Source organism: Nocardiopsis deserti, from assembly GCF_008638355.1.
In the GTDB taxonomy this organism is placed as follows: domain Bacteria; phylum Actinomycetota; class Actinomycetes; order Streptosporangiales; family Streptosporangiaceae; genus Nocardiopsis; species Nocardiopsis alborubida.
In genome coordinates this window covers 253656-274248 of the sequence record NZ_ML703349.1, presented here as the reverse complement: position 1 = coordinate 274248, position 20593 = coordinate 253656, and the positions used below count along the sequence as shown (strand labels likewise).

Below are 20593 nucleotides of genomic sequence, written 5' to 3'. Positions count from 1 at the left end.
GAAGAGACCCATGCGAATCGTTTCCGCCCACGTCGGCACCATCCCGATCAGCTCGTCGATGCGTAACGCCTACATCGACTTCAGCAGGATGGACTGCACGGTCCTGGCACTGGTCAGCGACGTGGTGGTCGACGGCAGGCCCCTGGTGGGTTACGGCTTCAACTCCAACGGCCGGTACAACGCCACGGCCATCCTGAACGAGCGGATGCTGCCGCGGCTGCGCGAGGCCGCGGCGGAGGAACTGCTGGACGGGAACGGCGAACTCTCACCCGCCAGGGCGTGGGACGTCATGATGCGCAACGAGAAGCCCGGCGGACACGGTGAACGCTCTGTCGCCGTCGGCGTGGTGGACATGGCGCTGCACGACCTCGCCGCCAAGGCGGCGGGGGTCCCGCTGTACCGGTGGATCTCCGACCACTACGGCGACGGCGACCCGGACGAGGACGTCTTCGTCTACGCGGCCGGCGGCTACTACGCGCCCGGCAAGACTCTGGAAGACCTCCAGGACGAGATGCGCGGCTTCCTCGACGCGGGGTACGAGATCGTCAAGATGAAGATCGGCGGCGCCGACCTGGCCGAGGACCTCCGGCGTATCGAGGCGGTCATCGACGTCCTGGACGGCGACGGGTCCCGGCTGATGGTGGACGTCAACGGCAAGTTCGACCTGCGGACCGCGCTGGAGTACGGCCAGGCCATCGACCAGTACGGCCTCTTCTGGTACGAGGAGGTCGGCGACCCGCTGGACTACGGCCTGAACGCGACGCTGTCGGAGAACTACCGCAGTCCCATCGCGACCGGCGAGAACCTGTTCTCGTTGCAGGACGCCCGGAACCTGATCCGCTACGGCGGGATGCGCCCGGACCGCGACTTCATCCAGGTGGACCCGGCACTGAGCTACGGGCTGACGGAGTACCGCCGGGTCCTGGACATGCTCGCCCAGCACGGCTGGTCCTCCCGCCGGTGCGTTCCGCACGGCGGGCACCAGTTCTCACTGCACATCGCCGCGGCTCTCAAGCTCGGCGGCAACGAGTCCTACCCCGGAGAGTTCCAGCCCACGGGCGGCTTCACCGACGACGCGGTGATCACCCGCGGTCGCGTGGCGCCGGGTGACCTTCCGGGCATCGGCCTCGAGGGCAAGGCGAAGTTCCACGACCTCCTCCGGGGCCTGCACGCCTGACCGGCCGAGACCGGTGGCTCCCGTGCCGGTCGCGACACGGGAGCCGCCGTCCCCGACTTCGCACACGACCGCTCCGAAGCAGCGTGGACGACCGTTCGACGACGAGCGCCGCCGGCGGAGTCGGTTCCACGACCACCGACGGACCCCCGTCCCCCGTGCGGAGTACCCGCGGCACGTTCTTCCCCCCATGGCCGGTGCCGATCCGCGTTCCACCCGAACCGACCTCCTTCGGCGAGCCGAGCCGGGTCGAGCCGAGCAGAAGACCAGAGAAGGTACACAATGGCAACCCCCTACCTGCAGCCCCTGTGGGGAGACCTGTGGGCGTCACACCGAGAGATCAAGGACCTTCTGGCCTTCTCGAAACGCAGGAGACCGCCACGAGCGGCACTGGTGGCGTCCGACCGGGACGGCGACAGCGGCCCCGCCGCCGCCCGTGAGGGCCTGGAGAACCCGGAACCGGCCGAAGGGTCCGGCGCCCCCGACCCCGGACCCGGGTACACGCCCGCACGCGTCACCGGGCTGCTGCTCGGTCCGCTGCTGTTCGTGGCGACGCTCGTGTTCTTCGAACCCGAGGGGCTCTCACCGGCGGGGCAGGCGGTCCTCGCCACCACTCTCTGGGTCGCGACCTGGTGGATCACCGAGGCGATCCCCATCCCGGTCACGTCCCTGCTCCCGGTCGTGCTCCTGCCGCTGACCGGCGCGCTGGAGGGCGACGCCGTGGTCGCGGCGTACGGCAACGACATCATCTTCCTGTTCCTCGGGGGGTTCTCGCTCGCGATCGCGATGGAGAAATGGAACCTCCACCAACGCATCGCCCTCTCGATCGTCGCGGCGATCGGCACGAGTCCGCGCCGCATCGTCCTCGGTTTCATGGTCGCGACGGGCTTCCTGTCGATGTGGGTCTCCAACACGGCCGCCACGATGATGATGATCCCCGTCGGCCTGGCGGTCGTGTACCAGGCCGCCCGCTCGCTGCGGGGCGGGGAGTTCGCCGCCGACCTGCCGAAGTTCGAGAAGTCCATCGTCTTCGGCATCGGGTACGCGGCCACCATCGGCGGCCTCGGGACGCTGATCGGGACGCCGCCGCTCGCCGTTCTCTCGGCGACCGTCGGGGAGCTCTTCGGTGAGGACATCTCGTTCGGCGGGTGGATGCTGTTCGGGGTCCCGACCGCCGCCGTCCTCCTCGCCCTCGCGTGGTTCTACCTGACGGGCGTCACGTTCAGGGTCCGGTTCAAGCAGCTTCCCGGCGGCAGGGAGATCATCCGGGAGGAGAGGAGGTCCCTCGGCGGGATGTCCACCGAGGAGAAGGTCGTACTCGGCGTGTTCCTCGGAACGGCGTTCATGTGGGTGACCCGGTCGTTCCTCTGGGAGGACCTTCTCCCGGGTATCAGCGACGGTGTGATCGCGGTCGTCGCGACGGTGGTCCTGTTCACCCTGCCCGCCCGCAACGGCGGGGAGAGGAGAATCCTCCGGTGGGAGGACTCGAAGAAGGTCCCCTGGGGGATCCTCCTGCTGTTCGGCGGCGGACTGGCCATCGCCGCGGGGTTCGTCGAGACCGGCCTCTCCGCGTGGATCGGCGATCAGTTGCGCGTGCTCGACGGGGTCAACGTCGTCCTGACCATCGTCCTCGCCACCGCGCTCGTGCTGTTCCTGACGGAGATCACCTCGAACGCCGCGACGTCGACGATGATCCTCCCGGTCATGGCGGCCTTCGCGGTCTCCCTCGACATTCACCCGTACGCGTTGATGGTCCCCTGCGCGATGGCCGCGAACTGCGCGTTCATGCTTCCGGTGGGCACCCCTCCGAACGCGATCATGTTCGGTACCGGCAGGGTGAGGATCATGGAGATGGTCAGAACCGGGTTCTGGCTGAACATCACCGCCCTCGCCCTCGTCGTCGCGGGGGCGCTCTACGTGCTGCCGTTGCTGTGGGGAGTCGACCTCATGACCCTTCCCGCCGGATTCCGGTGACCGGACCGGCACGGACGGAGCCGGGACCTCCGGCGGCCCGGGGCCCCTCGCGTCGCGGACGCGGGAGGGGCCCCGGGCCCCTGCCGAGGGACCCGGGACCCGGCCGCGGTCCCGTGGTGCGCCCGTCCCCGTGCGGGGTCAGGTCACCAGCCCCTGCCGGTAGGCGTAGACCACGGCCTGGACGCGGTCGCGCAGGTCGAGCTTGGTCAGGATGCGCGAGACGAACGTCTTCACGGTCTCCTGGCTGATGAACAGGCTCGCGGCGATCTCGCCGTTGGACATGCCGTTGGCGATCAGGCGCAGGACCTCCAGCTCGCGGGGGGTCAGCCGAGCGTCGACCACGGAGGTGTGGGAGGGCCGGATCCGGGCGGCGTACCTGCCCACCAGCTGGCGTGTGACCTCGGGGTCCAGCAGCGCCGCGCCGGTGGCCACGGTGCGGATGCCGTGCAGCAGCTGGGCCGGGGGCGCGTCCTTGAGCAGGAACCCGCTGGCGCCCGCGCGCAGCGCCTCGTAGACGTACTCGTCGAGGTTGAACGTCGTGACCACGAGGACCTTGACGGGGCGGGCCACCCCGGCACCGGCCAGGCGCTGGGTGGCCTCGATGCCGTCGAGCACGGGCATGCGCACGTCCATCACCACGACGTCGGGGCCCAGCTGTTCGGCGAGTTCGACCGCGGCCTTGCCGTCCCCGCACTCGCCGACGACCTCCATGTCGGGCTGGGCGTCGATGATGGTGACCAGGCCGGTGCGGATCAGCACCTGGTCGTCGCAGACCAGGACCCGGATCGGCGTGCTCATGCCCGGTCGCCCACCGGGGCCCGTGCGGGGATGCGCGCGTGCACGGTGAAGCCCCCGCCCTCGTGCGGGCCCGCGGTGAAGTCGCCGCCCAGGACCTCGACGCGTTCGCGCAGGCCGACCAGGCCCCGCCCGCTCCCCCCGGGGGAGACGCCCGGAGGCCCGGCGTGGTCGGTGCTGACGTTCACGGTGATCTCCTCGGGACGGTGGCGCACCCGCACGGTGGTGGGACTGCCGTGCGCGTACTTGAGGGCGTTGGTCAGGGCCTCCTGCACGACGCGGTGCGCCACGAGGTCGGCGCTGCCGCGCGAGGCGGCCGGGGTGCCCTCCTCGCTGAACTCCACCGGCTGCCCGGCCCTGCGCGTCTGCTCCACCACGGCGAGCAGCCCCTCGTCGGAGGCGGGAGCGGGGGTGGAGTGGTCGGGGTTGAGCAGGTCGAGCAGGTGGCGCAGGTCGGTGATGGCCCGCCTGCCGGTGTCGGTGACCGCGGTGAGGGTCTGGTCGAGCCGCTCGGGCGCGGAGGTCAGGTAGCGCGCCGCCTCGGCCTGCACGACCATCGCGGTCACGTGGTGGGTCACGACGTCGTGGAGTTCGCGGGCGATGCGGGTGCGTTCGGCGGTGCGGGTGGCCTCGGCCACGAGGCGGCGGCGTTCGGCCTCGGCGATGCGGGTGGAGCGCAACCACGCGCCGATCCCCCAGGCCAGGGCCAGCGCCGCGTAGAACGTCACGTAACCGGCCGGGGTCTCGCCCGCCCCGACCCGGTCCACCGCGACCGCCAGCACCACGTAGGCCGCCGAGCCCACCAGCATGGTGGTGCGCCGGTAGCGGTGGAGGTGGGCGCCGGCGCTCACCATCGCGATGGGCAGCGCGGTGCCCGCGAACAGGTGGTAACCGCACAGCTGGTCGAGGGCGAAGCCGCTCGCCACCAGGGCCAGGGCCAGGGCCGGCCACCGCCTCCGCCCGGCCAGGGGCAGGCTCTGGAGAGCGGCCGCGACCAGGCCCAGGGAGTCGAGGGGTCGGTCCGCCACGCCGCCGAACTCGGTTCCCTGTCCGTGCAGTGACGGGATGAGCGAGGCGACCAGGAGCAGCAGTCCCAGGGGCAGGTCCCGGAGGGTGACGTCGAGTCGCTGCCACAGGTGGGGGAGCCGCCGGAGACTGGTCACTGGGGAAGTGTAGTGGTGGCGGCGGGTCGCTCGACGCGCCTGCGGACGGGGAGGGGCACGGCCGCGGCGACGGCCGGGAACTGCCGGGGAGGTCTCATGGGGTTCCTTCGTCGGAGCGGCGCGGCCGGGGCGCCGCGACTGGGGGAAACGCTACGGACCGGGGCGGCGCGGGGTCGTCCCCCGAGCGAGCTACACGCAGGTGTCCACCGTGCGGTGACGACCCGGGCACCGCCGCGTCCGTAGGTTCTTCCCAGTCGCGGAGTCCCGGTTCACGGGAGCGGGACCGACGCCCTCTCTCCCCCGGCTCCGCGGCACCACTCGCTGAACCCCGTCCCCGAACCCCTCGCTGGAGACCCCGATGCCGCGCACCATCCGGACGACCGCCCTGACCGCACTGTGCCTGGCCGTGGCCGGAACGGGCCTCGTCGGGTGCTCCGACGTGCGGTCCGGCCTGGAGGACGTGGGTGCCGGCCTGGAGGAGGTGGAGTCCGACCTGGAGTCGGCCGCGGAGGACGTGATGACCGACGGGGAGCTGTTCACCGGGACCAAGACGCTCGACGTCAAGGGAGGTTCCCTGAACGTCTCCTGCTCCGGCGCCCCGGCCGACGAACGGCCGGTCGTCGTCCTCATGGCCGGGATGGGCGACGGCCTGGACACCATGGCCGACCTCCAGCAGACCCTGAGCGAGGGGGACCGGGTCTGCTCCTACGACCGGTTCGGCGAGGGCGGGAGCGACCAGCCGCCCGGTACCCAGAGCATCGCCGACGTCGGGCGGACCCTGACCGCCGTCCTGGACGACGTCGCCGGTGACGGCCCGGTCGTCCTGGTCGGCCACTCGCTGGGCGGGCTGATCGCCGCCCGCTACGCCCCCGACCACCAGGACCGGGTCAGGGGTCTGGTGCTGCTGGACGCCACCTCCCCGACGATGCTCGACGACATCACCGAGGTGATCCCCGAGTCGGCCACCGGCCCGGGCGCCGAGGTGCGCGCGCAGAACCTCGCGGTTTTCCAGGGCGAGAACCCCGAGAGCATCGTCATCGACAGCGACGCGGAGGTCCGCTCCGCCGGGGACATCCCGACCGAGGTCATCCAGCACGGGGTCCAGTACCTCGGCGAGATCCCCGAGTACGGCGCCGACCTGGAGCGCGTGTGGTCCGAGGGACAGGAGCGGTGGCTCCAGGTCTCCGGCGACAGCCGGCTCAGCACCGCCGAGGAGAGCGGTCACCACATCCACGTCGACCAGCCCGAACTCGCTGTCGAGGCCGTCCGGCGCGTCACCGACCAGGCCGCCGCCTGAGGCACCGGCGGGGGTGCGGCGTCGGCGGGAACTCGGCGTCGGCCAGCAGTACGCGGATCACCGGTCCTCCCCCCTCCCCCGCGCCCGGAACGACCGCGTCCTCGGCCGCGGGGTCCCGTCGGCGTAGCGCAGGCGGTGCCGGCCGCCCGGGCCGCGGCGGTGCTCCGGGCCCGTCGGGCGTAGTGCACGCCCGGAGGACCGGGGAGGCGCACCTGGACGGTGGGCGCCTCCCCGGAGCCGTGTCCGGATCCTCAGACGGGCCCCTCACGCAGGCCCGAGGTGATCCGGTGGTAGAGGCCGCCGGAGGTCAGACCGCCGTCGACGACCAGTTCGGTCCCCGTCACGTACCGGGACGCCTCCGACAGCAGGAACAGCACCACGTCGGCGACCTCACCGGGTTCGGCCACCCGGCCCGCGGGCACCGAGCGCAGGCTCTCCTCGACGAAGTCGTCGGCCCCCGAGCGCAGCAGCGGGGTGTCCACCAGTCCGGGGTGCAGGGAGTTCACCCGCACGCCCCAGGGCGCGAACTCCAGCGCGCCCACCTTGCTCAGGCCGCGCACGCCCCACTTGCTCGCGCCGTAGGAGGCGGAGAAGTAGCCGGTCATCCCGGCGATGGAGGACACGTTGACCACCGACGCCGACCCCGACGCGCGCAGCAGCGGGGCCATGGACCGCATTCCGTAGAACACGCTGGACAGGTTGACGTCGAGTACGCGGCGCCAGTCCTCGTCCGTGGTGTCGGCGATCCCGAAACGGTGGCTGACCCCGGCGTTGTTGACCAGGCCGTCGAGGCGTCCGCCGTCCTCGTCCGCGATCCGGTCGCGCAGACGCGCCCAGTCGTCCGGGTCGGCGGCGTCCAGGCGGACGAACCGCGCCGTCGCGCCCAGTTCACCGACCTCCCGGGCCGTGCGCTCGCCCCGCTCCCCGTCCAGGTCCGCCACCCAGACCCGGGCGCCCTCGCGCCCCAGTGCCAGGGCCTCCGCCCTGCCCATGCCGCCCGCGGCGCCCGTCACCAGGACGACGCGCCCGGCCAGTCCGTGTCCGGCTCCGCCGGTCGGTGAGTCCGTTGCCCGCATGCCGCTCCTCCTCTCAGTCGATCGGCAGTTCGGTGCCGCGCGTCTCGGTGACGAACAGGACGGCCACCAGCGTCACCACGGCGGTGAGGACGAAGTAGCCCGCGGGCGCCAGCGGCTGGCCGGTGGCGCTGATCAGCCAGGTCGCGATGAAGGGCGCGGTGCCGCCCAGGAGCGTGTTGGTGACGTTGTTGCCGAGCGCGATCCCGCTGTAGCGGGTGGAGGCGCCCAGCATCTCGGCGTAGGTGACGAACGAGGCGCCGTTGACGACCGAGACGCACACGAACAGGGCCGACTGGCCCACGATCGCGGCCCAGGCCGGACCGGCGGACATCATCATGAACATCGGGAAGCCCAGGAGCACGGCCCCGACGCTGCCGATGAGGATGACCTTCTTGCGGCCGATGGTGTCGGCCAGGTAGCCCGAGAGCGGCAGCGTGGCGGCGCCGATGACCATGGCGACCGAGGTCGAGGCGAAGGCCAGCTGCGCGGAGTGCCCGGCCGTGGTCTGGAGGTAGGTGGCCGCGTACACCGAGACGATGTAGTAGCCGCCGGTGATCACCGCGCCCAGGCCGATGATCTTCAGCACGGACCGCCAGTTGGTGACCAGCAGGGTCCGGATCGGCATGCGCTCGGTCTCGCCCTGGTCCGCCAGCTGCTTGAACTGCGGGGTGTCGTCCAGGTGGCTGCGGATGTAGAGGCCGATGACGCCGATGGGCAGGCTGAGCAGGAACGGCAGGCGCCACGCCCAGTCCAGCATCTGCTGCTCGGTGAAGACCATGGTGAAGGCGAGCGCCACCAGCGAGGCGAACAGCGAGCCGAAGTAGGTGCCCGAGTTGACCAGGGAGGTCTGCGTGGCCCGCCAGCGGGCCGGGGCGGACTCGGCCACGAAGGCGTTGGCCCCGCCGAGTTCGCCGCCCGCGGCGAAGCCCTGGACGCAGCGGCACAGGACCAGCAGGGTGGTCGCCCAGACGCCGAGCGTGTAGTAGTTGGGCAGCACGCCGATGGCGGCGGTGGCCAGGACCATCAGCAGGATGGTCCACGACAGGGCCCGCTTGCGCCCGTAGCGGTCCCCGATGTGGCCGAAGAGGATCCCGCCGGGCACGCGCATGAAGAACGCGACGGCGAAGGCGGCGAACGTGCCCATCAGGGCCGCCGTCGGGTCCTCGGAGACGAAGAAGAGCATCGCCACGAACGTGGCCATGTAGCCGTAGATGCCGAAGTCGTAGTACTCGACGACGGTGCCGATGACCGCCGCGCGGATGACCTTCATCCGCGACTGGAAGCCCGCCTCCGGTGCCGGTGCGGGCCCGGACGCCGACTGCTGGTGGAGTGGCATGCTGCCTCCCTGGGGAGAGGGTCGGATCGGTGTGTGCGCCGCCCGATCCCGTGGTTGTGGGGGATGGCGGGGGGCCGGGGCGCGTGCTGTCCACTGGCGGGAACGCAGTGGGAGCCGTGTGCCGAGGTGGACCGCGTGAGGCGTCCGGTGCGGTGGGGCGGAAGGTGCGGGGCGGTGGAAGGTGCGGGGCGGTGGAAGGTGCGGGGCGGGTGGAAGGTGCGGGGCGGGTACGCGTCAGGGCGTCTGCCCGCGGTGCACGCCCCGGGGCGTGTCCGGTGACGCCCCCCGTCGCGCGGCGGGGGTGTGGACGGAGTGTGTCCGCCGGACAGGCCCTACAGGCCCTGTCCCCGCGCCGCCGCTCCCCGCCCGGCGACGCGGCCCATGGTGAGGGCGTTGGCGACCGCGTTGCCGCCGCCGACGTAGCGGGGACCGAGGACCCCGGCGCCCGCCTCGCCCGCGGCGAAGAGCCCGGGGACCGCGGTGCCGGTGCGGTCGCGCACGGCGGCGGAGGAGTCGATCTCCAGACCGGCGTGCGTGCAGACGATCTCGGCCGGGAGCACGCGGACCGCGTGGTAGGGGGCGGTGTCCAGGGGCTCGGGGTCGGCCTCCGCCCCCTTCGCGCGCAGGGTCAGGTGGCGCAGGAAGTCCGGATCCTCGCCGTTCGGCAGTTGGGAGTTCCAGGTCCGCACCGTGGTGAGCAGCGCCGCCTCGGGCACCCCCATGAGGGCGGCCAGTCCCTCCAGGGTGTCGGCACGCAGGGTGCGGCCCGCGTCGGCCTCCTCGGTGACGCGTTCGGGCGTCCAGTCCGCGTACCCGGCGGGCAGCGAGGCCCGGGCCCGGTCGTCGAACACGCACCACGCGGAGCCGCCCTGGGCGTCGATGATGCCGGTGGAGACGGCGTAGGAGGCGTCCTCGTCCATGAAGCGGCGCCCGGCCCCGTTGACGTACACGCGCGAGAGCGGGGGGAACCCCGACTGCCAGTGGTGGTGGCGCTGGAAGTAGGCGGTGGGCATCCGCAGCCCCCAGCCCGCGCCGGTGACGGAGGCCTCCACCTGCTCGGCGAAGCGCAGGTGGTCGCCCCGGCTGCCGGGCGCGGCCACGACGAACGCGTGCTCGCCCGCCTCCAGGGCGTCCGGGTAGTACTCCTTGAGCAGTTCGGGGTCCCGGGCCAGGCCACCGGTGGCGACCACCACGGCGTTGGCTCGGACGGCGACCCCGTCGGCGACGACGCCGCGCACCCGGCCGTCCTCGAACAGCAGGTGCCGCACCCGGGTGTTGAGCACGGTCTCGACCCCGAGGCGGCGGCAGGCCGCGGCGAGCACCTGGACCAGACCGAGTCCCTGGTCGGCGGGGACGTGGGCGCGCCAGACGTCCTCGACCCCGGCCCGGGTCAGGCCGGGCATGTGCGCGTTGGTGGAGGTCCGCGCCGGGAACCCGGCGCCCAGTCCGATGAGCCACTCCAGGGTGGGTCCGGCGTTCTCGCAGAAGGTGCGGACCAGCCCGGGTTCGAGCATCCACTGGTTGAGGTCCATGTAGTGCTGGTAGAAGCGCTCGGCGCTGTCCTCCACGCCCGCGCCGCGCTGGACGCTGGTCGCGGCGGCGGTGAAGAGCCCCGCGGAGAGCTGGGTGGAGCCGCCCAGCTCGGACTCGGACTCGAACAGCAGGACGCGCGCACCCTCCTCGGCGGCGGTGACGGCCGCGGCGAGCCCGGCCCCTCCCCCGCCGATCACGACGACGTCGGCGCTCTCCTCGTCGTCGTGGTGATCGGCGCGCTCAAGGTGCTCAGACATGGCGGGATCCCCCGTCGACGGCGATGCTGTGCCCGGTCACGTAGCGGCTGCTGTCGGAGAGCAGGAAGAGCAGGACGCCGACGACCTCCTCGGGGGAGCCGACCCGGTGCAGGGGCACGTTGTCCAGGGCGGCGGCCAGGGCCTCGGGGTCGTCCTGGAGCCAGCGCGTCATCTCGGTGTCGATGAAGCCGGGGGCGATGGAGTTGACGCGCAGCCCCCTGTCGCCCAGCTCGACGGCGAGGGACTCGGTCAGGTGGGCGACGGCGGCCTTGGAGGCGCAGTAGGCGGCGCGGCCCCGGCGCACGCGCACCGCCGACACCGAGGACATGTTGACGATCACGCCGCCGGGCAGCATGTGGCGGGCGGCGGCCTGGGCGCCGTGCAGGACTCCCTGGACGTTGACGTCGAGGACGGTGGACATCTGCTCGGCGGTGATCTCGCCGACGGGTGCGTGGGGGAAGACCCCGGCGTTGTTGACCCAGTAGTCGAGGGAGCCGAACTCGTCGGCGGCGGCGCGGGCGAGGTCGTCGTGCTGCTCGGGCACGACCACGTCGACGCGGCGGGGCGCGACCCGGCCGGGCCGCTCGCTCAGGGCGCCGTCGGCCAGTTCGCGGTTGATCTCGTCGGCGGTCCGCTTCATGTCGACGTCGTTGATGTCGGCCGCGACGACGTTGACGCCGCGGGTGGCCAGGGCGGCGGCGAAGCTGCGGCCCATGCCGCGCGCGGCCCCGGTGACGACCGCGGTGCGACCGGCCATCTCGGGGTGGACGGCCTCCATCACGCGGTGGACGACGCGGGCGGGACCGGTGCCCTCGTGCTGGGTCATGGTGTGCGGCCTTTCCGTGGGTGTGGAGGGAACGGGGCGGTGGGTCCGGGTTCGGTCGGGTGGGGCCGGGGCTGGCCGGTGGGAACGTGTCGGTCGGTGGGCCGGGGTCGGAGGACGCGGCCCGGGTTCAGGCGGTGTCGTCGCGCCGGACGTCCCGGCGCGCGATGCGCCAGTCCTCCCCGTCGCGGACCAGCCGGTCGCTGACGGTGGTGAGCCTCAGGATTCTGGTGTCGCCCCTCACACGGGTACCGATGACCTGAAGATAGGCGCTGACCTGCGCCTGTGTGGTGTCCGCGGACTCCACGAAGAGGTTGGTGACCACGTGGCGGCGCACCTCGCCCGCCTCCCGGGCCGCGTGCGCGAAGTCCTCGGCGAAGGCGCGCAGGCGGTCGCGCCCCACGACCGGCGCGGGATAGGTCGGTGAGTGGAACTCGCCGTCGGGGGCGAAGGTCCGGGCCCAGGCGTCGGCGTGGCCGCCGTCGATCAGGTGGGACTGGCGCGCGTAGAGCTGGTGGATGCCGGTGACCAGCGAACCGTCCATGCCTCCCCCTCCATGTGTGCGATAATCGCACTAGGTGTGCAATTAAGGATTAACGTATGTGTCACACGTCACCTGCGTCAAGAGGCGGGAGGTGTATCTTCGCGATGCGAGAGGAGCCAGATGCCCGAGACACCGGCCGACAGGCCCAACACCAGGACGTCCAAGACCCTGCACAACGGGATCGAGGTGTTGGAGCTGCTCAGCCGCAGTCCGCACGGACTGTCGCTCACCGAGATCGCCGAGGGGGTGGGGGTGCACCGCACGGTCGCCCACCGGCTGGTGCGCACGCTGGAGGAGCACCGGCTGTGCAAACGCGGTCCCTTCAAACGCATCACCCTGGGGCCGGGACTGGTCGCACTGGCCGAGTCGGTGGAGGCGGACCTGCGCCAGGTCGCCGGTCCGGTCCTGGCCGAGCTGGCCGAGTCGCAGGGGGCCACCGCGCACCTCGTCGTTCCCGAGGGTGAGGACGAGGCGCGCGCTCTGATGGTGGTGGAACCGCGCAGGGCCACGGCCCACATCGCCTTCCGGACCGGGCGGGTCGACCCCATCGACAAGGGGTCGGCCGGTCTGGCGCTGCTCGCGGCCATGCCGCCCCGGCCCGGGGAGCGCGAGGAGGTCGCCCTGGCCCGCGGGCGGGGCTACGCCGTCTCCCACGCCGAGGTGACCAACGCGGTGACCGGGGTGTCGGCGGCGGTGGTCGGGACGCGTTCCGAGCCGGTGGCCAGCGTCGGCATCTCGGTCCTGGAGCTGGACGACCCCGCCCCCTTCGGCGCCGCCGTGCGGGAGGCGGCCCGCCGGATCGCCGGGATGGTGCATCTGCCCTGAGCCGGGCCGGGCGGGACCGGCACGGGCACCCCGCTGACAGCCGCCGCCCGGATCCGCTCGGGCGTGGGTTCCCGCCCCGCGTCCGGGTCCGCTCGGGGTGGGCCGTGTCGGGACCGGTCCCCGCGCCGTTTACACGTTTCCCCCACGGGTAGCGGCGTCCACGCGTTTCGGCCACACGGGAAGGGGTGGTGTCGGTGCCGTCCAGGGACAGGGTCGCCGAACCATGGGGGTCGCGTACCCCGTACGGGCCCGGCCAGGAATGGCCGGCCAGAGTGGACAGCCACCTGGCCGAGGGGGTGGGCCCCGACCAGGTGGACCGCTGGGTGCAGTCCGCGACGATCCTGCACTCCAACGGCGACGGGCTCGACATCGCGGTCAAGGACGACCGGATCGTGGGGGTGCGGGGCCGGGAGGGCGACCGGGTCAACCACGGGCGCCTGGGGCCCAAGGACCTCTACGGGTGGCAGGCCAACCACTCGCCCGACCGGCTCACCCGGCCCCTGGTGCGCCGGGACGGCGAATTGGTCGAGACCGACTGGGACACCGCGATGGACCTGGTCGTGCGGCGCAGCAGGGAACTGCTCGACGAGCAGGGTCCCAGCGCGATCGGCTTCTACACCAGCGGGCAGCTCTTCCTGGAGGAGTACTACACGCTCGCCGCCATCGGGCACGGCGCCATCGGCACCAACCACATGGACGGCAACACCCGGCTGTGCACGGCCACCGCGGCCGCCGCGCTCAAGGAGTCGTTCGGCTGCGACGGACAGCCCGGCTCCTACACCGACATCGACCACGCCGACGTCATCGCCCTCTACGGCCACAACATGGCCGAGACGCAGACCGTGCTGTGGACGCGCGTGCTCGACCGGCTGGCCGGGCCCAACCCGCCCCGGATCCTGTGCGTGGACCCCCGGCCGACCCCGGTGGCGCGGGAGGCCGCGCTGCACCTGGCGCCGCTGCCGGGGACCAACGTCGCGCTGATGAACGGCATCCTGCACGAGATCATCCGGCGGGACATGGTCGACCACGACTACGTCGAGGCCCACACGGTCGGCTACGACTCCCTGGTCGCGGAGGTCGAGGCGTACCCGCCCGAGCGCGCCGCCGGGATCTGCGGTGTCCCCGCGGAGCGGATCCGCGAGGCCGCCGTGCTCCTGGGCGGTGCCGAGCGGCTGATGTCGACCGTGCTCCAGGGCTTCTACCAGTCGCACCAGGCGACAGCCGCGTCCGTGCAGGTCAACAACATCCACCTGATCCGCGGCATGCTCGGCAGGCCGGGCGCGGGCGTCCTCCAGATGAACGGGCAGCCCACGGCGGAGAACACCCGCGAGTGCGGCGCCGACGGCGACCTCACGGGCTTTCGCAACTGGAGCAACGACGACCACATCAACGACCTCGCCGCGGTGTGGAACCTCGACCCGATGCAGATCCCGCACTACGCGCCGCCCACCCACGCGATGCAGATCATGCGGTACGCCGAGAAGGGGTCGATCCGGTTCCTGTGGGTCAGCGCCACCAACCCGGCGGTGTCGCTGCCCGAGCTGGCGCGGATCCGCTCGGTGCTCGCGCGGGAGGGGCTGTTCCTGGTGGTGCAGGACATCTTCCTGACCGAGACGGCCGAACTCGCCGACGTGGTGCTGCCCGCCGCGACCTGGGGCGAGAAGACGGGCACGTTCACCAACACCGACCGCACCGTCCACCTGTCCGACAAGGCCGTCGAGCCACCCGGCGAGGCCCGGCCTGACCTGGACATCTTTTTGGACTACGCCCGGCGGATGGACTTCCGCGACAAGGACGGCGCGCCGTTCCCGCAGTGGCACGACCCCGAGTCGGCCTTCGAGGCGTGGAAGGGCGCCACCGCCGGACGGCCGTGCGACTACACCGGCCTCACCTACGGCAAACTGCGCGGCGGCAGCGGCGTGCAGTGGCCCTGCAACGACCAGAACCCGGACGGCACCGAGCGCCTCTACGCCGACGGCCGGTTCTGGGCGGCGCCCGACCAGTGCGAGAGCTACGGCCGCGACCTGGTCACCGGGGCGCCGCTGGAGCCGACCGAGTACAAGGCGATGAACCCCGAGGGCCGGGCGATCATCAAGGCCGCCGAGTACCTGCCGCCGCACGAGGAGCCGGGCGGGGAGTACCCCTTCGCGCTCATCACCGGCCGCACGCTCTACCACTTCCACACGCGCACCAAGACCGGGCGCTCGCCCCAGCTGCAACGGGCGGCCCCCGAGGTCTGGGTGGAGGTCTCACCCTCCGACGCCCGGGAGGCCGGGGTCTCCGAGGGCGATCCCGTCGAGGTGACCTCGCCCCGCGGGGTGATCCGGGCACGGGCGCGGATCAACGACATCCGCCCCGGGGTGCTGTTCGTCCCGTTCCACTACGGCTACTGGGACCGGCATGCCGACGGGGGCTCCCTCGACCGCGACCGGGCGGCCAACGAGACGACCGTCACCGACTGGGACCCGGTGTCCAAGCAGCCCCTGTTCAAGACCGCGGCGGCCCGGCTGCGGCCCCTGGGACCTGGAGACGGCTCACCCGCGCCCGCGCCGACGACGACCGCGTCCCGGCCGGTCGGCACCGGGGTGCCCGAGACCGTGGGCGGCCCCGACGCCGCCTCCGAGGAACACGTCACCGGAGGTGGACGATGAGGATCACTGTGGCCCTGCGCGAACTGTACGACGCCGAGAGCGCCCTGGCCGGGGAGCTGCTCAGGATCGCCGACCGGCACGAGAAGGAGCAGGAGATCCACCACGTGGCCAGGGACCTGGTCCGCTGGTCGCGCGAGCACGTGCGGGAGATCGCCGAGGCCGGTGCCCGCTACGGCCTGGACCTCGGGGATCCGGAGCTGGAGAACCCGGACCCGCCCACCGAGGAGGCGGGCGAACTGCCGGGCGACGACTCCGACCCCGACCTGCTGCTCCTGGCGGACCTGCGTCGGCTGTACCGCATGGCGGCGGGCGTGTCGCTGGACTGGGACCTGCTCGGACAGGGCGCGCAGGTGACCGCGGACGCCGGGCTGCTGGCGCTCACCAAGCGGTGCCACCCGCAGTCGCTACGGCAGATGAGCTGGGCCGACGCGATGCTCAAGACGGTCTCACCGCAGATCCTGGCCACCTGAGGGACCGCGCGGATCCGTTCCGCGCGAGGCTGACGCGGCCGCCCGCACGACGTCGTACGGGCGGCCGCGGCGGGCTCACCGCCCGGCGAGGTCGGCCAGGACCGCGGCGGCGGCGCGCTCCCCGCTGACCAGGGCCCCCTGGAGCGAGGGCGTGTCGCGGTGGTCGCCCGCGACGTGGAGGCCCTCCTCCAGGCGGACCGGACGGCGCAGGTCGCCCAGGGGCGGCGGTGCCGCGGGCAGGGCGTCGGGCACGTGCACCGTCTCCAGGTGCTCCCAGTCCCCGTCGTGCGCGCCCAGGATCCCGGCGGCCTCGGCGCGCACCTCCGCCTCCGGGGGCTGGTGGGGGCCCACCGTGGACGAGGCGATCAGCGCCCGGCCGGGAGGTGCGTAGGACGGGGCGGTGGCCGTCAGCACCATGACACTGGTCAGCCTGGTCCCGATGCGCCGGGAGCGCCCGTCCACGTGCAGGAGCGGGTCGTCCTCCGGTCCGGCGGGACGGGAGTGGTAGTAGGTGGTGGCGGGGTTGAGCACCGGCGCGGGCAGCGAGGGCAGGAGTTTGGGCACCGCACCCGGGCCGACCGCGACCACGACGGCGCGGGCCCGCACGGTTCCCGCCTCGGTGCGCACCCATCCCGGCGCCACCTCGTGCGCGGCCGTCCCCAGCAGGAACCGCGCGCTCCCGGCGCGCGCCGCGAGCTGGTCGGAGACGGCCTGGATCCCCGCCTCCGGAACGGTCAGCCGCCCCCGCGCGAAGCTGCGCCAGACCAGGTCGTTGACCCTGCTGGACGTGCTCAGGGACTCGTCGAGGAAGACGCCGGTCAGGAAGGGGCGCACCAGGGTGTTCACGGCCCGTTTGCCCAGGCCGAGGCGGCGCAGCGCGGTGAGGGTGTCGGTCTCGGGCCTGGCCTTGATCCGGTCGGCCGGTTCCAGGGCGTCCGCGGTCACGGCGCGCAGCAGGCGGAAGAGGTCGGAGGGGCGTACGAGCGATCCGGACAGCAGGGACAGCGACGACAGGGCCCCGGAGGGCGAGGGGTGCAGCCGCAGCAGCCCCCGGTCGGTGCGCACGGCCATCCCCTTGGGGAAGGACCGCAGGCGCAGGGCGTCCAGGTCCAGGCGGCGGCGGACGGCCGGGTAGGCGGTGTTGAGGATCTGGAAGCCGCGGTCGAGCACGTAGCCGTCCCGCACGTCGCTGCGGACGCGTCCCCCCACGGACTCCCCGGCCTCCACGACGGTCACGTCGAGCCCGGCGGCGGCGAGGTCGGCGGCGGCGACCAGCCCGGCCATGCCCGCCCCCACGACCACGGCGTCGCAGCGCTGCGGCAGATCAGTCATGGCGCCAGAGTAGGCCAGCCGCCCGCGTCCGCCCCGGACGCGGACCGGCGAGCCGCGGGCGGCGCCGACCAGGGCTCCGTTCCGGTCGCCCGAGGGGTCCCGCCGGGGAGTCGGAGGGAGTACGGGGGCCGGAGGGTTCGCAGGGGTTCGGGTGTCTCAGAGGAGTTCCCGCTTCCGGCTCCGTCCCTGTCCGGGAGCGCGTGTGTGCGCGAAAAGCCGTTTCGGCGACGAGGCCTCCTACCTTACGGTCCACCATCACCGTCCGTAACTCCCGAGGGCGGTCGGCTACTTTTCGCAGCCGGACACGCTGGGTAACCCCATGGCGTCTCGTTGTCCTCGCAGCTCAGGCGGCTTCCATGTCCCACGGCCACGACATTCCTCCCCTGACCACCATCGCCCCCTCCGACAAGCGCTACCCCGCGCTCAACCGGGGGTTCAACCAGCGCTGGATCGCCCGGCCCGACTACGTCCGGCTGGTGGGCTCACCCGAGGGCGCCGCCCGCGCCCTGTCCGAGGCGGTCAACCAGACCGCGGCCCAGCCGGACCGCACACGGATCACCGTGCGCTCCGGTGGCCACTGCTACGAGGACTTCGTCTGCGGCGACGACGTCCGCGTGATCCTGGACATCAGCCCCATGTGCGGGGTCTACCGCGACCCCGTGCTGGAGGCGTACTGCGTGGAGGCGGGCGCCACCAACTGGCACGCCTACAGCCACCTGTACCCGCTCAGCGGCAGGGCCCTGCCGGGCGGCTCCTGCTACTCGGTGGGGATGGGCGGCCACATCACCGGCGGAGGTTACGGCCTGCTCTCCCGTCAGTGCGGGCTCACCGTGGACTACCTGTACGCGGTGGAGGTGGCGGTGGTGCGGCCCGACCGCTCGGTCGAGCTCGTGGTGGCCACGCGGGACGACCCCGACCCCGACCGCCGCGAGCTGCTGTGGGCGCACACCGGGGGCGGCGGCGGGAACTTCGGGATCGTCACCCGGTTCTGGTTCCGTGACCTGCCCGAACCCCCGTCGAACGTGCTCCTCACCGGACGCTCGTGGCAGTGGTCGGACTTCACCAAGGAGGACTTCGCCAACCTGGTCACGGCGTACGGCGCGTACTTCCGCGACCACCAGGACCCGGACGAGGCGTCCGGGAGGCTGTTCGCGATGCTCAAGCTCAACCACGTCAGCAACGGGGAGATCGGCCTCGTCGCCCAGGTCGACGCCGACGACCCCGAGGGCGGACGGGCCATGGAGGAGTTCCTGGAGGCCGTGGACGGGGGCATCGCGCCGCGTTCCGGGCAGATGGCGGCGCCCATGGGGGAGCATCCGCCGGTCCAGGGCATGCTGGCGCCCCGGAGGCTGCCCTGGCTGACGGCCACGCAGGTGCTCAACGGCTCCGGTGAGAACCGGTGCGGCAAGTACAAGTCGGCCTACCTGCGCAGGCCCTTCAGCCCGGCGCAGATCGAGGCCATGTGGGCCTACCTGGGCAAGGAGCACTACACGGACTACGTCAACAAGGAGGCCCTGATCCAGGTCGACTCCTACGGCGGCGCCATCAACCAGCCGCTGGAGGACACCGCCGTTCCCCAGCGCGACTCCGTGCTCAAGCTCCAGTACCAGGTCTACTGGAAGCGCACCGAGCCGGACTCCGACGTGGCCCGGCACATCGCGTGGATCCGCGACATCTACCGCAAGACGTTCGCGTCCACCGGCGGTGTCCCCGTGGTCGGCGACGCCACCGACGGGTGCTACGTCAACTATCCCGACGTCGACCTCGACGACCCGGCCTGGAACACCTCGAAGGACCGCTGGTCCAAGCTCTACTACAAGGACTCCTACCCCCGGTTGCAGCGGGTGAAGAAGCGGTGGGACCCGCTCAACGTGTTCCGGCACCGGCAGTCGGTCGAACTCCCCGCGTCGGCGGGCGACGCCGGGCAGGGCCCCGAGTCCTCCTGAACCGGACCGGCGGACGGCCGCCCGCTCCGGCGCGCTCCGGGCACGCGGAAGGGGCCCGCCGCATGTGCGGCGGGCCCCTCCCCGCGGTGTCACCCCGTGCTCGCCACGGGGTGACACCGGTCATGGATCAGCTGGTCAGCCGATGTAGGTCGGGTACGCGGGCACGGCAACGGGAGCGGGCTCCGACTGGCCCGGGTCCTCGCACAGCTCGACCTCCACGCCCGGCTCCTCGACAGGCGCCTCCGCACCCGGCTTCTCGACGAGCGTCTCCACAACCGGCTTCCTGACGGGCGGCTCCTCGTCCTCGATAGGCGCCTCCGCACCCGGCATCTCGACGAGCGTCTCCACAACCGGCTTCCTGACGGGCGGCTCCTCGTCCTCGATAGGCGCCTCCGCACCCGGCATCTCGGCGGGCGGCGCGGGATCCTGGGAGGGGTCCGCCGGGCAGTCGACCGAGGCGGGGGACCCGGAGGGGGCGACCGCGTCGTCGGCCCAGGCGGGAGATCCGCCGAACAGGGCGGCGGCCGCGAAACCGGCGACGATCAGGTAGTTCTTCAGACGCATGGCAGTCCTCGTGTGTGGTTCGTGTGCGCGGGATACCGTCCCGCGCGGCGGTCCGGAGCCGGTCGGCTCACGCGGAGATCTCGACCGGGGTGCCGATCGGCAGGTTCTCGGCCATCCAGGTGATGTCCTCGTTGGAGACCCGGACGCACCCGTGGCTGACCTGGCGGCCCAGGGCGTCCTCGTCGTTGGTGCCGTGCACGGCGAGCTGGCCGGGCCCGCCCGCGAACGTCTCCAACGTCTCGGAGAACCCGCTCAGACCGAAGGCGTAGACCCCGTAGGGCCCCTCCGGGTCCGGCGGCTGGAGCAGCTCGGTGAAGTAGTAGCGGCCCTCGGGGGTGGGGGTCTCGCCCTCCCCCGTGCCGATCACCCCGGTACGCACCTCCTCTTCCCCGTCGAAGACGGTGAACGCGAAGTCGCCGGTGTCGACCTCCACGCGGTACTCCGTGGTGGTCAGCGACACCTCCTCGCTCCTGACCCAGCCCGTGCTGCCGTTCGGTCGGACCGGCAGCAGCACCTGGAGCCACTCGCCCTCGTTGCGCTCGACGAGGAACGCCCGCTCCACCCCGAAGTCGTTCGGACTCGCGAGGGTGTGCAGCACCTCCTCGCCGCCGGGCTCGGCGTGGACGGCGACCCCGTCGCCGAGGACCGTGGCGATCTCCACGCCCTCGACGCCGTTGTCAGCGGTGTCGACGGGCGCTTCCTCCGACGCCGGTTCGTCGGCCGGGGCGGACGAGCAGGCCGTGAGCGCTGCCAGGGCAGCGGCGACCGCGAGGGACGTCAGAACCCGGGTGGGGCTCACGGGCATCGTTGGGCGCATGGGATTCCATCCGGCT

17 protein-coding genes are annotated in these 20593 nt (G+C 72.5%); 7 read left to right on the top strand and 10 right to left on the bottom strand.

From position 1 onward, the window contains the following. The first annotated feature begins 10 nt into the window (after positions 1-10). Complete coding sequence (locus FYW99_RS06335) at positions 11-1177, top strand: enolase C-terminal domain-like protein (RefSeq protein ID WP_150251018.1); 1167 nt, start codon at positions 11-13, stop codon at positions 1175-1177. A 279-nt stretch (positions 1178-1456) separates the two neighbouring features. Next, complete coding sequence (locus FYW99_RS06330; protein ID WP_150251017.1) at positions 1457-3148, top strand: SLC13 family permease; 1692 nt, start codon at positions 1457-1459, stop codon at positions 3146-3148. 138 nt (positions 3149-3286) lie between these two features. Here the strand turns inward: FYW99_RS06330 and FYW99_RS06325 are convergent, their stop codons facing one another. Both FYW99_RS06325 and FYW99_RS06320 read right to left on the bottom strand, forming a co-directional pair. Beyond that, a complete protein-coding gene (locus tag FYW99_RS06325; RefSeq protein WP_150251016.1) occupies positions 3287-3946 on the bottom strand; it encodes a response regulator in 660 nt (219 codons plus the stop codon). Continuing rightward, on the bottom strand, positions 3943-5106 hold the full coding sequence (locus FYW99_RS06320) for a sensor histidine kinase (RefSeq protein WP_150251015.1): 1164 nt from the start codon (positions 5104-5106) through the stop codon (positions 3943-3945). The genes FYW99_RS06325 and FYW99_RS06320 overlap by 4 nt, the downstream gene beginning before the upstream one ends. Positions 5107-5464: 358 nt before the next feature. On the opposite strand from FYW99_RS06320, the gene FYW99_RS06315 reads away from it, so the two are divergent. Next, entirely contained in the window at positions 5465-6403 is a 939-nt protein-coding gene (locus tag FYW99_RS06315) for an alpha/beta fold hydrolase (protein WP_150251014.1), read from the top strand. Between the two features lie 251 nt (positions 6404-6654). On the opposite strand, the gene FYW99_RS06310 is transcribed toward FYW99_RS06315, so the two are convergent. From FYW99_RS06310 to FYW99_RS06290, 5 genes are all read right to left on the bottom strand, one after another. Further along, a complete protein-coding gene (locus FYW99_RS06310) occupies positions 6655-7479 on the bottom strand; it encodes an SDR family NAD(P)-dependent oxidoreductase (protein ID WP_150251013.1) in 825 nt (274 codons plus the stop codon). A 13-nt stretch (positions 7480-7492) separates the two neighbouring features. Next, positions 7493-8815, bottom strand: coding sequence for an MFS transporter (locus FYW99_RS06305; RefSeq protein WP_150251012.1), 1323 nt, complete (start codon positions 8813-8815; stop codon positions 7493-7495). A 332-nt stretch (positions 8816-9147) separates the two neighbouring features. Further along, the gene (locus FYW99_RS06300) at positions 9148-10605 is read right to left on the bottom strand and encodes an FAD-dependent oxidoreductase (RefSeq protein WP_150251011.1); all 1458 of its coding nucleotides are present in this window, start codon (positions 10603-10605) and stop codon (positions 9148-9150) included. Beyond that, positions 10598-11431 carry an SDR family NAD(P)-dependent oxidoreductase gene (locus FYW99_RS06295; protein WP_150251010.1) on the bottom strand — a complete coding sequence of 278 codons (834 nt, stop codon included), beginning with the start codon at positions 11429-11431 and terminating at the stop codon, positions 10598-10600. The genes FYW99_RS06300 and FYW99_RS06295 overlap by 8 nt, the downstream gene beginning before the upstream one ends. Before the next feature lie 127 nt (positions 11432-11558). Continuing rightward, on the bottom strand, positions 11559-11972 hold the full coding sequence (locus FYW99_RS06290; RefSeq protein WP_150251009.1) for a nuclear transport factor 2 family protein: 414 nt from the start codon (positions 11970-11972) through the stop codon (positions 11559-11561). A 120-nt stretch (positions 11973-12092) separates the two neighbouring features. Between FYW99_RS06290 and FYW99_RS06285 the strand changes: the two genes are divergently transcribed. The 3 genes from FYW99_RS06285 (at position 12093) to FYW99_RS06275 (ending at position 15918) form a co-directional block, all read left to right on the top strand. Continuing rightward, complete coding sequence (locus FYW99_RS06285) at positions 12093-12797, top strand: IclR family transcriptional regulator (RefSeq protein WP_150251008.1); 705 nt, start codon at positions 12093-12095, stop codon at positions 12795-12797. A 272-nt stretch (positions 12798-13069) separates the two neighbouring features. Continuing rightward, positions 13070-15448: a molybdopterin oxidoreductase family protein gene (locus tag FYW99_RS06280; protein WP_223838793.1), complete on the top strand. Its 2379-nt coding sequence runs from the start codon at positions 13070-13072 to the stop codon at positions 15446-15448. Further along, positions 15445-15918, top strand: a complete 474-nt coding sequence (locus FYW99_RS06275; protein ID WP_150251006.1) for a hypothetical protein — start codon at positions 15445-15447, stop codon at positions 15916-15918. Before FYW99_RS06280 ends, FYW99_RS06275 begins: the two co-directional genes overlap by 4 nt. 75 nt (positions 15919-15993) lie before the next feature. Here the strand turns inward: FYW99_RS06275 and FYW99_RS06270 are convergent, their stop codons facing one another. Further along, positions 15994-17250 carry an FAD-dependent oxidoreductase gene (locus tag FYW99_RS06270; RefSeq protein ID WP_150251005.1) on the bottom strand — a complete coding sequence of 419 codons (1257 nt, stop codon included), beginning with the start codon at positions 17248-17250 and terminating at the stop codon, positions 15994-15996. A gap of 356 nt (positions 17251-17606) precedes the next feature. Here FYW99_RS06270 and FYW99_RS06265 point away from each other — a divergent pair, with 356 nt between their 5' ends. After that, entirely contained in the window at positions 17607-19196 is a 1590-nt protein-coding gene (locus FYW99_RS06265) for an FAD-binding oxidoreductase (RefSeq protein ID WP_150251004.1), read from the top strand. Between the two features lie 135 nt (positions 19197-19331). Here FYW99_RS06265 and FYW99_RS32210 read toward each other — a convergent pair whose 3' ends face one another. Both FYW99_RS32210 and FYW99_RS06255 read right to left on the bottom strand, forming a co-directional pair. Continuing rightward, complete coding sequence (locus tag FYW99_RS32210) at positions 19332-19760, bottom strand: hypothetical protein (protein WP_223838791.1); 429 nt, start codon at positions 19758-19760, stop codon at positions 19332-19334. A 67-nt stretch (positions 19761-19827) separates the two neighbouring features. Then, positions 19828-20577 (bottom strand): L,D-transpeptidase, encoded by a 750-nt coding sequence (locus FYW99_RS06255; RefSeq protein WP_223838789.1) that lies wholly within the window; start codon positions 20575-20577, stop codon positions 19828-19830. Between the last annotated feature and the right edge of the window lie 16 nt (positions 20578-20593).

Bases quoted from the DNA above. Each gene is read 5' to 3' on its own strand.
- FYW99_RS06335 (WP_150251018.1), top strand. From the start codon at position 11: ATGCGAATCGTTTCCGCCCACGTCGGCACCATCCCGATCAGCTCGTCG.
- FYW99_RS06330 (WP_150251017.1), top strand. From the start codon at position 1,457: ATGGCAACCCCCTACCTGCAGCCCCTGTGGGGAGACCTGTGGGCGTCA.
- FYW99_RS06325 (WP_150251016.1), bottom strand. From the start codon at position 3,946: ATGAGCACGCCGATCCGGGTCCTGGTCTGCGACGACCAGGTGCTGATC.
- FYW99_RS06315 (WP_150251014.1), top strand. From the start codon at position 5,465: ATGCCGCGCACCATCCGGACGACCGCCCTGACCGCACTGTGCCTGGCC.
- FYW99_RS06310 (WP_150251013.1), bottom strand. From the start codon at position 7,479: ATGCGGGCAACGGACTCACCGACCGGCGGAGCCGGACACGGACTGGCC.
- FYW99_RS06305 (WP_150251012.1), bottom strand. From the start codon at position 8,815: ATGCCACTCCACCAGCAGTCGGCGTCCGGGCCCGCACCGGCACCGGAG.
- FYW99_RS06300 (WP_150251011.1), bottom strand. From the start codon at position 10,605: ATGTCTGAGCACCTTGAGCGCGCCGATCACCACGACGACGAGGAGAGC.
- FYW99_RS06295 (WP_150251010.1), bottom strand. From the start codon at position 11,431: ATGACCCAGCACGAGGGCACCGGTCCCGCCCGCGTCGTCCACCGCGTG.
- FYW99_RS06290 (WP_150251009.1), bottom strand. From the start codon at position 11,972: ATGGACGGTTCGCTGGTCACCGGCATCCACCAGCTCTACGCGCGCCAG.
- FYW99_RS06285 (WP_150251008.1), top strand. From the start codon at position 12,093: ATGCCCGAGACACCGGCCGACAGGCCCAACACCAGGACGTCCAAGACC.
- FYW99_RS06275 (WP_150251006.1), top strand. From the start codon at position 15,445: ATGAGGATCACTGTGGCCCTGCGCGAACTGTACGACGCCGAGAGCGCC.
- FYW99_RS06270 (WP_150251005.1), bottom strand. From the start codon at position 17,250: ATGACTGATCTGCCGCAGCGCTGCGACGCCGTGGTCGTGGGGGCGGGC.
- FYW99_RS06265 (WP_150251004.1), top strand. From the start codon at position 17,607: ATGTCCCACGGCCACGACATTCCTCCCCTGACCACCATCGCCCCCTCC.
- FYW99_RS32210 (WP_223838791.1), bottom strand. From the start codon at position 19,760: ATGCGTCTGAAGAACTACCTGATCGTCGCCGGTTTCGCGGCCGCCGCC.
- FYW99_RS06255 (WP_223838789.1), bottom strand. From the start codon at position 20,577: ATGCGCCCAACGATGCCCGTGAGCCCCACCCGGGTTCTGACGTCCCTC.